Annotated in this window: 12 protein-coding genes; 9 read left to right on the top strand and 3 right to left on the bottom strand. The window is 74.4% G+C overall.

Annotated elements, in window-relative coordinates:
- Window positions 1-74 precede the first annotated feature (74 nt).
- Window positions 75-698 carry a PadR family transcriptional regulator gene (locus LRS74_RS14715; RefSeq protein WP_277741422.1) on the top strand — a complete coding sequence of 208 codons (624 nt, stop codon included), beginning with the start codon at window positions 75-77 and terminating at the stop codon, window positions 696-698.
- 352 nt (window positions 699-1050) lie between these two features.
- On the top strand, window positions 1051-2931 hold the full coding sequence (locus LRS74_RS14710) for a hypothetical protein (RefSeq protein WP_277741421.1): 1881 nt from the start codon (window positions 1051-1053) through the stop codon (window positions 2929-2931).
- Window positions 2932-3051: 120 nt separating this feature from the next.
- On the opposite strand, the gene LRS74_RS14705 is transcribed toward LRS74_RS14710, so the two are convergent.
- Complete coding sequence (locus tag LRS74_RS14705; protein ID WP_277741420.1) at window positions 3052-4464, bottom strand: glutamate decarboxylase; 1413 nt, start codon at window positions 4462-4464, stop codon at window positions 3052-3054.
- Window positions 4465-4603: 139 nt separating this feature from the next.
- On the bottom strand, window positions 4604-5335 hold the full coding sequence (gene leuE, locus LRS74_RS14700; RefSeq protein ID WP_277741419.1) for a leucine efflux protein LeuE: 732 nt from the start codon (window positions 5333-5335) through the stop codon (window positions 4604-4606).
- A gap of 120 nt (window positions 5336-5455) precedes the next feature.
- Between leuE and LRS74_RS14695 the strand changes: the two genes are divergently transcribed.
- The 3 genes from LRS74_RS14695 (at window position 5456) to LRS74_RS14685 (ending at window position 9206) form a co-directional block, all read left to right on the top strand.
- On the top strand, window positions 5456-6223 hold the full coding sequence (locus LRS74_RS14695; protein ID WP_277741418.1) for a MerR family transcriptional regulator: 768 nt from the start codon (window positions 5456-5458) through the stop codon (window positions 6221-6223).
- Window positions 6224-6475: 252 nt separating this feature from the next.
- On the top strand, window positions 6476-7186 hold the full coding sequence (locus tag LRS74_RS14690) for a VTT domain-containing protein (RefSeq protein ID WP_277741417.1): 711 nt from the start codon (window positions 6476-6478) through the stop codon (window positions 7184-7186).
- 355 nt (window positions 7187-7541) lie between these two features.
- Window positions 7542-9206, top strand: a complete 1665-nt coding sequence (locus LRS74_RS14685) for a threonine/serine exporter family protein (RefSeq protein WP_277744762.1) — start codon at window positions 7542-7544, stop codon at window positions 9204-9206.
- 736 nt (window positions 9207-9942) lie between these two features.
- Here LRS74_RS14685 and LRS74_RS14680 read toward each other — a convergent pair.
- Window positions 9943-10437, bottom strand: a complete 495-nt coding sequence (locus tag LRS74_RS14680; protein ID WP_144383347.1) for an inorganic diphosphatase — start codon at window positions 10435-10437, stop codon at window positions 9943-9945.
- A gap of 167 nt (window positions 10438-10604) precedes the next feature.
- Between LRS74_RS14680 and dacB the strand changes: the two genes are divergently transcribed.
- From dacB to hpt, 4 genes are all read left to right on the top strand, one after another.
- Window positions 10605-12038: a D-alanyl-D-alanine carboxypeptidase/D-alanyl-D-alanine-endopeptidase gene (gene dacB, locus LRS74_RS14675; RefSeq protein ID WP_277744761.1), complete on the top strand. Its 1434-nt coding sequence runs from the start codon at window positions 10605-10607 to the stop codon at window positions 12036-12038.
- Between the two features lie 93 nt (window positions 12039-12131).
- Window positions 12132-13295 (top strand): zinc-dependent metalloprotease, encoded by a 1164-nt coding sequence (locus LRS74_RS14670; RefSeq protein WP_277741416.1) that lies wholly within the window; start codon window positions 12132-12134, stop codon window positions 13293-13295.
- Window positions 13296-13597: 302 nt separating this feature from the next.
- Complete coding sequence (tilS, locus tag LRS74_RS14665) at window positions 13598-14821, top strand: tRNA lysidine(34) synthetase TilS (RefSeq protein ID WP_277741414.1); 1224 nt, start codon at window positions 13598-13600, stop codon at window positions 14819-14821.
- Window positions 14822-14882: 61 nt separating this feature from the next.
- Complete coding sequence (hpt, locus tag LRS74_RS14660) at window positions 14883-15422, top strand: hypoxanthine phosphoribosyltransferase (protein WP_277744760.1); 540 nt, start codon at window positions 14883-14885, stop codon at window positions 15420-15422.
- Window positions 15423-15627: the final 205 nt, after the last annotated feature.

Below are 15627 nucleotides of genomic sequence, written 5' to 3'. Positions count from 1 at the left end.
CTCCCGCTAGTCAAACTTGATTAGACGCCCCCACTAGTCTGGGAGCGGGGCAGGTCCGACGGAATGAGGAGACGATGTCGGCGATCCGGCTGCTGGTGCTGGGCGCGGTCCGCCAGCATGGGCGGGCGCACGGGTACCAGGTCCGCAACGACCTGGAGTTCTGGGGCGCGCACGAGTGGTCCAACGCCAAGCCCGGATCGATCTACCACGCGCTGAAACAGATGGCGAAACAGGGCCTGATGATCGCCCACGATGTGGCGCCGAGCACGGCGGGCGGCCCGCCCCGCACGGAGTACGAGCTCACCGCGGCGGGTCAGGTGGAGTACTTCAAGCTGCTGCGCGAGGCCCTGGTGCGACACGACCAGAAGATCGACGAGCTGACGGCCGGGGTCGGGTTCATCGTCGACCTCCCCCGGGCGGAGGCCATCGCGCTGCTCAAGGAGCGGGTGGCCGCCCTGGAGCAGTGGCGCGCCGAGGTGACCCGGCACTGGATGCCGCCGGACGGCGGTTCCGACGAGTGGGGCCACATCGGCGAGATCATGAAGCTCTGGGTGGACTCCTCCGACAGCGGAGCCGAGTGGACCCGTGGACTCATCAAGCGCCTCGAGGGCGGCGCCTATGTCATGGCGGGCGAGGGGCGGCGCTCCATGGACGTGCTGCCGGAGGGGGCGAAGAACCCGTACGCCGCCTCGGAGTGAGGTCGGGCTGCCGGGCTATGCGCGGGCCGCCGCGCGAAACCCGACGCCCCCACTGTCGCCGCGGGAAGCCGACCCGTCCACGGCCGCCGCGGGAAGTCGACGTCCCACGGCCGCGGCCGCCACGAGTCGGGCGCCAACCCCGGCCGGCGCCACGGCTTTCGAACCCGTGTGAAGCCGAACCACACGCCGGCGGCCGGTCCGTCACCCGCCCCGTGGGCCGCTTCCCGTACGCCGTGAGCCTGTTGCGGCGGGGCTCGCGGAGCGCGACCGCCGCGCCCGAGTGCGACGAGCCGACCGTATGACTGGTGCTCAGGCCACAGCGCCACGGCCCGGTACCGGCTACGGTGCTGCCATGGCGATCAACCGAGCGGGAACGGCAGGCGAGCCCGGCTACGCCCTGCTCATCGCCGCCGGCCCCCGTGGCAAGAACGGCCGGCAGCGCATCATGGACGCCGGGGCGGTCCTGCCCCAACTCGCCGCCGTGGCACCGGCCGTGTTGGCGGGCACCCCGGCCGGCGCCAGCGTCGTCCAGCTGGTGGACCCCGACGAACCGCAGACCGTGCTGACCCACCTGCGGACCGCGGCCGCCCACCCCGGCCCCGTGCTGGTCTATCTGGCCGGACAGCTCACCCTCGACGCCAAGCAGCGGCTCCCGCACCTGGCGCTCGCCCGCACCACCCCGAGGACCGCCCGCTACACCGCCCTGCCCTGGCACTGGTTGGCGGCGGAGCTGGCCAAGCGGCCGCCGGGCAGCGAGACCACCGTCGTCGCCGATCTGGTGGCGGACGGGACGGTCTGGCCCCAAGGGAGCGGGGACCGTGCGGACGGCAAGGGCGCCGGCGCGTCCCGCCTCGGGGTCGACCCACGACAACTCGCCGCCGGGCTCACCCTCTACGGGGCCCTCGCCCCCGCTCCGCCCAAGCGTGAGGTCTTCACACCGGTCTACAGCCGGGCCCTCGCCGCCGCGCTCCGCGGCGCCGCCGATCGCCCTCCCTTCGCACGCCTCCACGAACACGCCGCGGGCGAGGCCGGACTGTCCGGCGGCCCCGCCCTGCCGCTCCAGCCGGCGAACCACGGTGCTCCCTCGTACCGCGCGGAGGGGCTCGCGACTCCGGAGGCTGTGGCGACCCCGGTGGGGGCGGCCGCGACCTCGGCGGGGTCGGCGGCTCCGCAGGGCCGGCCGACTCTGGAGGGCCCGGTCGCGCCCCGCGTGGAGACCGGGCCCGCGGCAGACGTGAGCTCCGCCCCCTCCGGGGACGCCGCGTTCGCCCCGGGAGGGACTTTCGCCTCGGGAAGGACGTTCGCCCCGGAAGCCGGGGCCGCGCCGGGGTCCGGGCCCGCCCCAGAGGCCGGCTTCGGACCGGAGCCCGGCTCCGCGGCGGAGGCGATATCCGCGTCCCGCGCGGAGGTCGAGGCCCTGGGGGAGTCGACAGCCGGCCCCCGCGCGGAGGTCGCTGTCGCGGGTGACCCGGCCGCCGGCCCGCGCGGGGAGGCCGGTGCCACGGAGGAGCCGGCCGTGCCCCGCGCGGACGCCGGGTACGCGGGCGAGCCGGCCGCCGGTCTCCGCGCGGAGGCCGGTTTCGCGGAGGAGTCGGTCACCGGTCCCCGCGCGGACGGCGACGTCGGCTGGTCCGACTCCGAGTCCCTTCCGCCCCCCGTCGGCCCGCCCCTCCTGTTCGTGCCGCCGCCCGCGGTTCCCGTGCCGCCCCTGCCGGCCGCGTTCCCGGCCGCACCCCCGGCGCCCGCCGCTCCGCCCGTGCCCGTGGTGCCGCCGCGCGTGGCGAGGCGTTCCGAGCCACATCACTCCGACCCGCACGCGGCGATCCTGGAGGCGGCCCGCGCGGGGCGGCACAGCGAGGCGGCGTCCATGGCGGCCGCCTGGGAGCAGGAGGCCATGCGGGCCTCCGGGCCCAGCTCGCCGGAGGCGGTCCACTGGCTGGAGGTCCGGGCCGACCTGGCCCGGCTCGCCGACGACCCGGCCCGCGCCTGCGAGCTGTGGATATCCGCCGCCGGCCTGCGGCTGGCCAACGAGCAGCCGCCCGGCCACCCCGATGTCGAGGGCGCCGCCGACCGGGCGCACCACCAGTGGCAGCAGATCGAGGACGCGGCCCGGGCCGGGGCGCTGGCGCCCGCCCTCATCGAGCTCCGCGGCCGGGTGCCGGGGCGCCGGCCGGGCGCGCTGGAGGCGGTGCGCCGCCGGGCCACCCTCCTGGGTGCCGGCGGGCCGGGCTGACCCGCGGGTCCCGCGCTGCCGACGGGGCCGACGGGGCCGGCGCGACCGACGGGTCCGGCGCGGCCGACGGCCGGCGGGTCCGGTGGGGGCCCGGCGGGGCGGGGACGGCCTCGCGGCGGCTCAGTGGTGGAACGCGGTCACCGCGGTCCCGCGCTCCAGTGACGGCTTGGACTGGCGCCGCAGTTCGGGCAGCAGCATCCGCAGGTCGTCCAGGAGCAGGTCTGCCAGATCGGCGGTGAAGCCGTTGCGGCACACCATCCGCAGCACCGACAGGTCCTCGCGGTTCGGCGGGAAGCTGTACGCGGGCACCAGCCAACCCCGTTCCCGCATCCGCCGCGAGACGTCGAAGACGTCGTAGTTCTTCACGTCGTCCGCGAGGGTGAAGGCGAAGACCGGCAGCTCGTCGCCGCGGGTCAGCAACCTGAAGTCGCCCAGCTCCTCGATCCGGTCGGCGAGCCGGCAGGCCACGTCGCGGGAGTACCCCTGCACCGCGCGGAAGCCGTCGATCCCCAGCCGGAGGAAGGTGTAGTACTGCGCCACCACCTGGGCGCCCGGCCGGGAGAAGTTCAGCGCGAAGGTCGGCATGTCGCCGCCCAGGTAGTTGACGCGGAAGACCAGCTCCTCGGGGAGCGCCGCCGCGTCCCGCCACAGCGCCCACCCCACCCCCGGGTAGACCAGCCCGTACTTGTGCCCCGAGGTGTTGACCGAGGCGACGCGGGGGAGTCGGAAGTCCCACACCAGCTCGGGGTCGAGGAAGGGCGCGACCATCGCCCCGGAGGCGCCGTCCACATGGACCGGCACATCCAGCCCGGTGCGCTCCTGGAGCGCGTCGAGCGCCGCGCACACCTCGGCGACCGGCTCGTAGGACCCGTCGAAGGTGGAGCCGAGCACGGCGACGACCCCGATGGTGTTCTCGTCGCACAGCGCGGCCGCGGCCTCCGGGTCCAGGTGGAAGCGCTCGCCCTCCATCGGCACCTGGCGGGCCTCCACCTCCCAGAAGGTGCAGAACTTCTCCCAGCAGACCTGGACGTTGGCGCCCATCACCAGGTTGGGCCGGGCGGTGCTCGGGTAGCGGTCCGCGTTCCGCCGCGCCCAGCGCCGCTTGAGCGCCATCCCGGCGAGCATGCACGCCTCGCTGGACCCGGTCGTGGAGCAGCCCACCGTGGTCTCCGGATCCGGGGCGTGCCACAGGTGGGCGAGCATCGCCACGCACCGCCGCTCCAACTCGGCGGTGCGCGGGTACTCGTCCTTGTCGATCATGTTCTTGTCGCGGCACTCCGCCATCAGCCGGCCGGCCTCGGGCTCCATCCAGGTGGTGACGAAGGTGGCGAGGTTCAGCCGGGAGTTGCCGTCCAGCATCAGCTCGTCGTGGACCAGCTGGTACGCCGCCGAGGGCGTCATCGGGCTGTCGGGCAGCCGGTGCCGGGGCGGCTCCGACTCCAGGCCGCGCAGCGGGTCGGCCGCGAGGAAGAAGGGGTTGACGGAGAAGCCCCGCTCCTCGTCGCTGCCGCTGGTGCCCTGGTGGAGTGACATCGGATGCGCCCCTCAGCTCGGTCCGGCACGGACCGAGGGGCCGGCGCGGGTGCGGTCCGACCGGTCCGGGCCGTGGTGATCGCGACCTTACGGGCATGACTCCCGTAAGGGGCGTACCACCACGCCCCGCGGCACCTCCTTAGCCCGCGCTGCTCAGCGACAGCTTCGCCGCGAAGCCCAGGAACGCCGTGCCCGCGGCCGCGGACAGCCCGGCGGTCAGCCGCTTGCGACGGCGGAAGGTCGCGGCCAGGAACGAGCCGCTGAAGATCAGGATGGTCAGATAGGTGAAGCTGAACAGCTGCGCCCAGGCGCCCAGCGCCACGAACGAGAGCACCGGGTGGGCGTACTCGGGATCGACGAACTGCACGAAGAAGGAGATGAAGAACAGGATCGCCTTGGGGTTCAGCAGGCTGATCACCACAGCCCGGCGGAAGGGCCGCTCGACCGCCTCCCTCTCCTTCGCGGACGCGTCCGAAGGGCCCGCCACCGAAGCCGTCCCGGGAGCCCCGGGAGCCCCGGGAGCCCCGGAAGCCCCGATGGCCGCCCTGGCGTCGGCCCGCGCGCCCCGCTCCCGCCACAGCGTCCAGGCCCCGCGCAGCATCCCCACCGCGAGCCAGGACAGATAGCCGGCGCCCGCGAACTTCACCACCGCGAACAGCACCGGGCTCGCCTGGAGCAGCGAGGCCACCCCGCCGGCCGACAGCGCCATCAGCACGGTGTCGCCGACGAGCACCCCGCCCGCCGCCCGATAGCCCGTGCGAGGCCCGCGCCGGGCCGCCACGGAGACCACATAGAGGGAGTTCGGCCCCGGCAGCAGGATGATCAGGGCGAGCCCCGCCAGATACGTCGAAAGATCGGTTATCCCCAGCATGGACGGCAGGATCGCACCGGCCCGCACCCCCGCCTCGGGGATTTCCGCGATATGGACTTGCACCTCACGCGGCGTGAGGGCGGAACGTGGAGCGCGAACCGACCGAGGGAGCGGAAAGCGATGAGCTACTCCGTGGGACAGGTGGCGGGCTACGCCGGCGTCACGGTGCGCACCCTGCACCACTACGACGAGATCGGGCTGCTCAGGCCGAGCGGCCGCAGCCGCGCGGGGCACCGGCGTTACGACGACGCCGACCTCGACCGGCTGCAGCAGATCCTGTTCTACCGGGAGCTGGGCTTCCCGCTCGACGAGGTCGCGGCCCTCCTGGACGACCCGGGCGCGGACCCGCGGGAGCACCTGCGGCGCCAGCACGACCTGCTGACCGCCCGGATCGCCCGACTGCAGGAGATGGCCGCGGCCGTGGAGCACGCCATGGAGGCACGCGCGATGGGCATCAACCTCACGCCCGAGGAGAAGTTCGAGGTCTTCGGGGACCACGACCCGGACCGGTACGCCGAGGAGGTCGAGCAGCGCTGGGGCGACACCGACGCCTACCACGAGTCGCAGCGCCGGGCCGCCTCGTACACGAAGGAGGACTGGCTGCGGATCAAGCGGGAGGGGGAGGAGCTCGTCGAACGGCTGGCGGCCCTGATGGCCTCCGGCGCCGCGCCGGACTCGCCGGCCGCGAGGGACCTCGCCGAGGAGCACCGCTCCCAGATCACCCGCTACCACTACGCGTGCTCGTACGAGATGCACGGCTGCCTCGCCGAGATGTACGTCGCCGACGAGCGCTTCACCGCCTTCTACGACGCGACCGCGCCGGGGCTGGCCGCCTTCCTGCGGGAGGCGATCCTGGCCAACGCCCGCCACCGCGCGGAGGGCGCGTAGCGGCCACCGGCCCCGAGGTCAGGGGGCGTCCCCGCGCCGCCGCGCATGCGTCCGCGCGGGGGCGCCCGGCCAGGCGCCGCGGGGTGCGGCGCGTGCCGGGCGTGGCAGGTGTCCCCACTGGAACCGGGGGGCGGGCTCTGGCGTTGATATTTTGGGCGGCATCATCCATGCACCGCGTCCGCTGTCTGCCCCACTCACCTGCGGCCGGGCCTCGCACGAGCCTGCACCCCTCGACCCAGGAGCCTGTCACCCGTGACCACACTCGCGCTCGGACCCAGTTGGCTGGACGCAAACCATCTGATCGACACCTTCGGCCCGTGGGGTGTCATGGCGATCGTCTTCGCCGAGTCGGGCCTGCTCATCGGCTTCTTCCTGCCGGGTGACTCGCTGCTGTTCACCACCGGCCTGCTGATCACCACCGACCAGCTCTCCACGGAGCTGTGGCTGATGTGCCTGGGCATCGTGGCCGCCGCGATCCTCGGCGACCAGGTGGGCTACCTCTTCGGCAGGAAAGTCGGGCCCTCGCTGTTCCGACGCCCGGACTCCAAGTTCTTCAAGCAGGAGAACGTGGAGAAGGCCCACGAGTTCTTCGAGAAGCACGGCCCCAAGTCGCTGGTCCTGGCCCGCTTCGTGCCCGTCGTCCGCACCTTCACGCCGATCATCGCCGGCGTGAGCCGGATGAACTACCGGTCCTTCCTGATCTTCAACATCATCGGTGGCGTGCTGTGGGGCGCGGGCGTCACCGTGCTCGGCGCGCTGCTCGGCAAGACCGCGTTCGTACGCGACAACATCGAGGCGATGCTGGTCGGCATCGTGCTCATCTCGGTGATCCCGATCGTGATCGAGTACCTGAAGGCCCGCCGCCAGGGCAAGAAGGCGGCCGCCGCCGCTCCCCCCATGGGCGGCACCGGCCCGCAGGCCCCGCAGGCCCCGGTGCAGCGCGGGCGCCACGCCAAGCGCTGACCCCGTCGCACCGACCCGGCCGCCCGGACCGCCCGCGGGAGCCCCCGCGCCCGGCGGCCGTGGCCGGAGACCCCCCCAGCGGGCCCCTGGACACCTGTCCAGGGGCCCGCTGGCCGTGTGGGGTCCCGGGCCCCCGGCTACCCGGTTCGGTCGCCGTTGCGCTTCCAGACGCTTGTTCGGGGGCCCGCTGGGCATGCGCACCACCGATCGTGCATGGTTGCTGTGACAGCGGCCGGGAGGCGTATGAGGGCACAAGGAGCGAGCGGTGGCGGAACCAGACCACACCCCCGAGCGGGGGAGCGCACGGGAGTCGGGGGTGCCGGCGAGCCGCACGGCCCAGCCACCGGTGCCACCAGTGCCACCCGTGCCGCCGGGCCCGGAGGACCGCAAGCCCACCTCCGACGAGGCGCACAGCGCCTTCACCCCGCCGCTGGGCGTGCCGCTGCCGCCGCCGCCCGAGGACGAGCACCCCACCTCGGAGTTCGCCGTCCCCGAGGGGCTGACCACCGAGCCGCACGGTGAGCCGGAGGGCTCGGCCTTCACCCCGCCGCCCGGCGTGACCACCGGCTCCTCCACCACCGGCAACATCCCGGTGCTGACCCCGCCGCACGGTGTCCCGGTGATCCGGCTGACCAAGGACGCCCCCTGGCAGGACCGGATGCGCACCATGCTGCGCACCCCGATCGGGGAGCGCCCGACGCCCGAGCGGCCCGAGAAGCACGACGAGACCGGGCCCGCCGTGCCGCGCGTGCTCGACCTCACACTTCGCATCGGCGAACTGCTGCTGGCCGGCGGCGAGAACGCCGAGGACGTCGAGGCCGCGATGCTCGGCGTGGCGCACGCCTACGGGCTGGACCGCTGCGAACCCACCGTCACCTTCACCCTGCTCTCGGTCTCGTACCAGCCCTCGCTGGTCGACGACCCGGTGACCGCGAGCCGGACGGTGCGCCGCCGGGGCACCGACTACACCCGGCTGGCGGCCGTCTTCCGGCTCGTCCACGACATCACCGCCGAGGCGGTCACCCTGGAGGAGGCGTACCGTCGGCTCGCCGAGATCCGCCGCAACCGCCACCCCTACCCCGGCTGGGCGCTCACCCTGTCCAGCGGCGTGCTCGCCGGCGCGGGCAGCGTGCTGGTCGGCGGCGGCGCCGAGGTCTTCCTCGCCGCGGCGATCGGGGCGATGCTCGGAGACCGGCTGGCCTGGCTGGCCTCCGGGCGCGGGCTGCCGGAGTTCTACCAGTTCGTCGCGGCCGCCATGCCGCCCGCCGCGATGGGGGTCGCGCTGAGCCTGGCACACGCCGGGCTCCAGGCGTCCGCAGTGATCACCGGTGGGCTGTTCGCGCTGATCCCGGGGCGAGCGCTGGTCGCCGGCGTCCAGGACGGGCTGACCGGCTACTACATCACGGCCTCCGCCCGGCTGCTGGAGGTCGGCTACCTGATCGTCGGCATCGTCTGCGGCGTGCTGACCGTGCTCTACGGCGGCGTCCAACTGAACGCCAAGCTCAACCCCGAGGCGGCGCTCAAACACGTGGAGCGGCCGGTGACGCAGACGCTCGCCGCCATGCTGCTGGTGTTCGCCTTCTGCGTGCTGCTCCAGCAGGAGCGCCACACCCTGCTGTTCGCCACCCTCAACGGGGGCGTCGCCTGGGTGATCTACGCCGCGCTGCACGACACGGCCGGCGTCCCGGCCGTCGCCGCCACCACGGTCGCCGCCGGCCTGGTCGGCCTCTTCGGCCAGCTGCTGTCCCGCTACCGCTACGCCTCCGCGCTGCCGTACGTCACCGCGGCCATCGGCCCGCTGCTGCCCGGTAGCGCGACCTACTTCGGTCTGCTCTCGCTCGCCCAGGGCGAGCTGGACCCGGGCATCGCCCACCTCACCCGCGCCGCCGCGCTCGCGCTGGCCATCGCCATCGGAGTGAATCTCGGTAACGAGGTGGCGCGGCTGTTCATCCGTCCGCCGCGGCTGGAGCCGCACCGCGTGGAGGCCCGCCGGGCGGCCAAGCGAACCCGCGGCTTCTGACCCCCCTCCGCCCTCGCGGCGGGACGAACCGCCGCCCGCGACCCCTCGCGGCCGGGCTGGGGTGTCCGTCCGGGTTCGGGGAGACCGTCCCGCCGCGACCGGTCGCGTGTCCGCCGTGCGGCGACGGCGGAGACTTGGCGGGCGCCGCCGGCCGCCGTACGGATCGCCGCTGCGGTGGGGTGGGCGGCTCCTCGCGGCCGGGCTGGCCGTCCGGGTTCGGAGGGACCGTCCCGCCACGACGGCGCGCGATCTCGGTGGTGGAGACCGGCGGTGGCCGAACCGGCCGACGTCCCGCCGTGCGGGGACGGCTGAGGCCCTCGGCGGGCGTCGCCGGTCTCCGCCGTACGGGTCGCCGCTGCGGCGGGGTGGGCGGCCCGCTCACGGCCGGGCTGGTGGCTGGCCCGCTCGGTTTCGGGAAGGGTGGGTTCGGGGAGACTGTCCCGCCGCGATGGCGCGCAACCCCGGTGGTGGAGGCCGGCGGTGCCGAACCGGCCGACGTCCCGCCGTGCGGGGACGGCTGAGGCCCGGCGGGCGCCGCCGGCCGCCGTACGGGTGCCAGCCGCCCCTGGGGGCGGCCCCTCGGGGCCGGCAGACGCGTTCGGCCGGGGCGCCCGACTCGGCACACCCCGGGCCCAGGGCGGCGGCCCCGGGTACGAGAAGGGGCGGGCGGGGGGGATCAGATCCCCCGGCCCGCCCCTGAGCGCCGGTGCGCGCTATCGCGCGACAGCGCTATGGCTCAGTGCGCGCCGCCGGCGGCCTCAAGGCGCTTGACGGACGCCTCGACCTCGGCCTCGGCCTCGGCGCGGCCGACCCAGCTGGCGCCCTCGACGGACTTGCCCGGCTCCAGGTCCTTGTAGACCTCGAAGAAGTGCTGGATCTCCAGGCGGTCGAACTCCGAGACGTGGTGGATGTCCCGCAGGTGCTCGACACGCGGGTCGGACGCCGGCACGCACAGCAGCTTGTCGTCGCCGCCGGCCTCGTCGGTCATCCGGAACATGCCGATCGCGCGGCACTTGATGAGGCAACCCGGGAAGGTCGGCTCGTCCAGAATGACCAGGGCGTCCAGCGGGTCGCCGTCCTCGCCCAGGGTGCCCTCGACGAACCCGTAGTCAGCCGGGTAGCTGGTCGACGTGAAGAGTCGGCGGTCCAGGCGGATCCGACCGGTCTCGTGGTCCACCTCGTACTTGTTCCGCGAACCCTTCGGGATCTCGATGGTGACGTCGAACTCCACGGGTGGCTCCTCCATGATCAACACATACGTCTGGTGATTAAGTGTCCCCCACGCAGGTGTGTGGTGGCGAAAGGGGCTGGTCCGACGTGCCTGAGGCCAGATCGTGGCAGGTCAGATGTCTTGACGGGTGGCGGGGTGCCACCCGGGCGCAGCGTGAGACCTGGCGGCTGACCGCGCTGTCGGCCGTCGTCGGACTGGCGGTCGCCACCGGAACGGTGGTGGTGGCCGGGCCCTGGGACTCGGGCCAGCGTACGGCCGAGCGCGCCCGCGCCGCCGAAGACCGCCGTACGGGTGGCGAGCGTCACGTCCGCCCCGCCTCCCCGCCCGGTGCCGCGCCGGTGCTCGCCCCGCTGGGCGCGCTCACCGGCCCCCGCGACCGGGGCGGCGAGGCCGGCGGCCTGGACGCGCTGCCGCCGCCCACCTGGCCCGGGCTCGCCGACGCTCTGGAACCGCTGCTGAAGGACCCGGCGCTGGGACCGGTGCGCACCGCGTCCGTCCTCGACGCCGCCACCGGCCAGCAGGTCTACGGGGCCAAGGCGGACGCCGGCACCACCCCCGCCTCGGCCATCAAGGTGGCCACCGGCGCCGCCGCGCTCTCCGCGCTGGGCCCCGGGCACCGCCTCGCCACCCGGGTCGTGGCCGACCCCGGCCACCCGGACCGGGTGGTGCTCGTCGGCGGCGGCGACCCCATCCTGACCGCCCGCCGCGTCGACGGCCCCGACGCCCCCGCCAGCCTGCGCGAGCTGGCCGACGCCACCGCGCGGACGCTGAAGCGGCGCGGGGTCGACGGGATCCGGCTGGACTACGACACCTCGCTCTACTCCGGCCCCCTGCTGCACCCCATCGGCCCCAACGAGAACATCTCGCCCGTCACCCCCCTCATGGTCGACGAGGGCCGGCTCGACGACAGCGCCTACGGGCCGGCCCCACGCGCCGGGGACCCGGCGGCCGACGCGGCCGGGATCTTCGCCGAGATGCTCGCCGAGCGCGGCGTGGAGGTCCGCGAGGAACCGGCCCGCCGCACCGCGCCGAAGAACGCCGACGAGCTGGCCGCGGTGCGCTCGCAGCCGCTCTCGGCGCTCGTCGAGCGGATGCTCACCACCAGCGACAACGACATCGCCGAGGCGCTGGCCCGGCACACCGCCCGCGCCTCCGGCGAGCCCGCCAGCTTCGACGGCGCCTCCCGGGCCGTCACCGCCCGGCTCAAGCGGCTGGGAGTGCCGGTGGCGGGCGCCCGGTTCGCCGACGGCAGCGGCCTGGACCGGGCGGACCGGGTCTCCGCGCGGCTGCTCGCCCAGGTCCTGGTCCGGGCCGCCGGCCGGGAACACCCCGAGCTGCGCCCGGTCGTGACGGGGCTGCCGGTGGCGGGTTTCACCGGCACCCTCCGCGGCCGTTGGGCCGAGGACGCGGCCGGCCGGGGCGTGGTCCGCGCCAAGTCCGGCACCCTGACCGGCGTCAACACCCTCACCGGCACCGTCGTGGACGCCGACGGGCGGCTGCTGGTCTTCGCCTTCATGACCACCGGCACCACCGATCCCCAGGCCGCCCAGCGCGCCCTGGACCGTCTGGCCTCGGCGGTGGCCTCCTGCGGCTGCCGTTGACGACCACGGGTGTGAGCGCCGGCCGCCCCGTCGTGGTCGGGGCGAAGCCGGCGACTCCTCCCACACGCCCCGCGTCCCACGTACCGTGAAGCCATGACGAGCCTCGGTGATGCGGAGATGGTCGACTGGAACCTCGCGGTGGCGACCGCGACCCGGCTGGTGCGGCCGGGGCCCGAGGTGAGCCGGGACGAGGCGCGGGCCGTCGTCGCCGAGCTGCGCCGGCACGCCAAGGCGTCGGAGGAGCACGTACGCGCCTTCACACGGATGTTCCCCGACGGCGCGGGCGGTGGAGAACCGGGCGGCGGGCAGACCGGCGCCCGGAGCGCGACGGACACCCCCGTCCTCGTGGTCGACCGGGCGGGCTGGATCCGGGCCAACGTGGCCGGCTTCCGCGAGGTGCTGCGCCCGCTGCTGGGCAAGATGCAGGACCGCCGCAGCGGGGTGCCGGGCGGGGCCGTGCTCGGCACGGTGGGCGGCAAGGTGACCGGCGTGGAGCTGGGCATGCTGCTGTCGTTCCTCGCCTCCCGGGTGCTCGGCCAGTACGAGACCTTCGCGCCGCCCACCCGCGAGCTGCCCGCGGCCTCCCCCGCCGGCGGCCGGCTGCTGCTCGTCGCGCCCAACATCGTCCACGTGGAGCGCGAGCTCGACGTGGACCCGCACGACTTCCGGCTGTGGGTGTGCCTGCACGAGGAGACGCACCGCACCCAGTTCACCGCCGTGCCCTGGCTGCGCGACCACATCGAGTCCGAGATCCAGGCGTTCCTCGGCGAGACCGACGTGGACCCGGCGACCCTGCTGGAGCGGTTCCGGGAGGCCGTGCAGTCGCTCGGCGGGCAGGACGGCGACGGGCAGCGCGGCGGGCGGTCCATCGTGGAGCTGGTGCAGACCCCGGCGCAGCGGGAGATCCTGGCCCGGCTCACCGCCGTGATGTCGCTGCTGGAGGGCCACGCGGACTATGTGATGGACGGGGTCGGCCCGGGCGTCGTCCCGTCCGTGGCGGAGATCCGGGAGAAGTTCCAGAAGCGGCGGGCGTCGGGAGCCGGCCGGCTCGACCAGGCGCTGCGCAGACTGCTGGGACTCGACGCCAAGCTGCGGCAGTACCGTGACGGCGAGCGCTTCGTGCGGGCGGTGGTGGACCAGGTCGGTATGGACGGCTTCAACCGGGTCTGGACCTCGCCGAACACGCTCCCGACCAAGACGGAGATCAGCAAACCCGCCGACTGGGTCGCGCGGGTGCACCGTACGGGAGAGCCCTAGCTCCGGCACCCCCTACGGCAGGTGAACGCTCCCGCTATCACTCGTCCGAGGGACCGTGAGTCACGGGTAGGCGTGCGATGCTCGGGGAACAGCTCGCTTCTGTCACCATCAACGTACTCAGCGTGACGAAAGCCCCGAAGTGACCCGCCCCGAAGCCCGCGAACCCCCTGAAGGGCCCCGGCCGGCGGGCACCGCAGGGCCTGGTGTGCAACCGCGCTGACACCGGCTCGTGAAACAGCTCGTGACGAAAAAGCTCGTACGACCCCCGAGGCACCCCCTCGATTGACAGATGGGAAACGGACATGGGTCCCCATCCTGCGGTCGCCGCGATACGCCTGGCGGTCCGCCGCGTCCTGCATGACGTCCTGCTCGACTACCCCCCGCCGCCCCCGGCCACCCGCACGACGCACCCGGCGCATCCGGTCCCCCCCGCCGCGCGCCCCGCGACCCCCACCCCGCAGCGCGCCGCCCCCCGCCCCCACCAGGCCCCGCCGGCCGTACCGACCGCGCCCGCCGCTCGCTCCCCGCTGTCGGCCGCCGCCTCGGCGCCGCCCGCGGCCCGCGCCTCCGTCCCCGCCCCCGGCCGCCCGGACCCCGGACAGCGGCCGCTGGTGCTCGTCGCCTGCTCCGGCGGCGCGGACTCCATGGCGCTGGCCTCCGCGCTCGCCTTCGAGGCCCCCAAGCTCGGCGTCCGCGCCGGGGCCGTCACCGTCGACCACGGGCTGCAGCCCGGCTCCGAGCTGCGCGCCGCCGAGGTGGCCGAGCGGCTGCGGCTGCTGGGCCTGGACCCGGTCGAGTCCGTCGCGGTGACCGTCGGCCGGGACGGCGGCCCGGAGGCCGCCGCCCGCGACGCCCGCTACGCCGCCCTCGACTCCGCCGCCGAGCGCCACGGCGCCGCCGCCGTGCTGCTCGGCCACACCCGCGACGACCAGGCAGAGACGGTCCTGCTCGGTCTCGCCCGCGGGTCCGGCACCCGCTCGCTGTCCGGCATGGCCCAGGTCTCCGGCGTCGACGGCCGCTACCGTCGCCCCTTCCTCCAGCTCGACCGGCAGACCGCGCGCCGCGCCTGCCTGGCCCAGTCCCTGCCGGTCTGGGACGACCCGCACAACGTGGATCCGGCGTACACCCGCTCCCGGGTCCGTCACGAGGCGCTGCCGGTGCTGGAGAAGGCGCTCGGCAAGGGCGTGGTCGAGGCGCTGGCCCGCACCGCCCAGCTCTCCCGCGACGACGCGGACGCCCTGGACGACTGGGCCGCCCGCGCGGAGGCCGATGTCCGGGCCGTCGCCAGTGACGAGGGTGTGGAACTCGACACCGTCCGGCTGCACGCGCTGCCCCCGGCCGTGCGGCGCCGGGTGCTGCGACGCGCGGCCATCACCGCAGGTTCCCCGGCCGGTTCGCTCTTCGCCCGGCACATCGAGGAGGTCGACCGGCTGATCACCGGATGGCGCGGTCAGCGGGCCATCAACCTGCCCGGCCGGGTCGAGGTCCGCCGGCAGGGTGGCAGACTGGTCATCCGGCAGGGCTGAGCCGCCCGTGCCGCACGGAGTCCTGCAACGAACGAGAGTGGCACGGGTGGACGACAAGGACATGGGCACCGACCTCCAGGCTGTCCTGATCACCAAGGAAGAGATCGACGCGAAGCTCGCCGAGCTGGCCGCGAAGATCGACGCGGACTACGCGGGCAAGGACCTGCTCATCGTCGGCGTCCTCAAGGGCGCCGTGATGGTCATGGCGGACCTGGCGCGCGCGCTGGCCACCCCGGTCACCATGGACTGGATGGCCGTGTCGTCCTACGGCGCGGGCACCCAGTCCTCGGGCGTGGTCCGGATCCTCAAGGACCTCGACACCGACATCAAGGGCAAGCACGTCCTGATCGTCGAGGACATCATCGACTCCGGGCTGACGCTGTCCTGGCTGCTGTCGAACCTGGGGTCGCGCGAGCCCGCCTCGCTGAACGTCTGCACCCTGCTGCGCAAGCCGGAGGCGGCCAAGGTCGCCATCGACGTGAAGTGGGTCGGGTTCGACATCCCCAACGAGTTCGTGGTCGGCTACGGCCTGGACTACGCCGAGAAGTACCGGAACCTCCCGTTCGTGGGAACGCTGGCGCCGCACGTCTACGGCGGCTGAGGCACCCTGGAGACACGGCGGGAACCTGACAGGCGTTTCCGCCGTTGGAGCATGGGAGGACGGTTTTGTTAACCGTCCACAGCGGCGTCGGGTGACAATGCTGGGGTACCGTCCGAAGGTCAGTCTTTTTCAGGCCGAGTAAGACACCGCACGCACAGGCAGCCGTCGGACCGGATCAAAAAGTTCGCAGAGGCTGCCGTGCCTC

The sequence above is a fragment of the Streptomyces sp. LX-29 genome (assembly GCF_029541745.1).
In the GTDB taxonomy this organism is placed as follows: domain Bacteria; phylum Actinomycetota; class Actinomycetes; order Streptomycetales; family Streptomycetaceae; genus Streptomyces.
The sequence above is the reverse complement of the archived record's forward strand: the minus strand, read 5'-3'. Positions and strand labels throughout refer to the sequence as shown.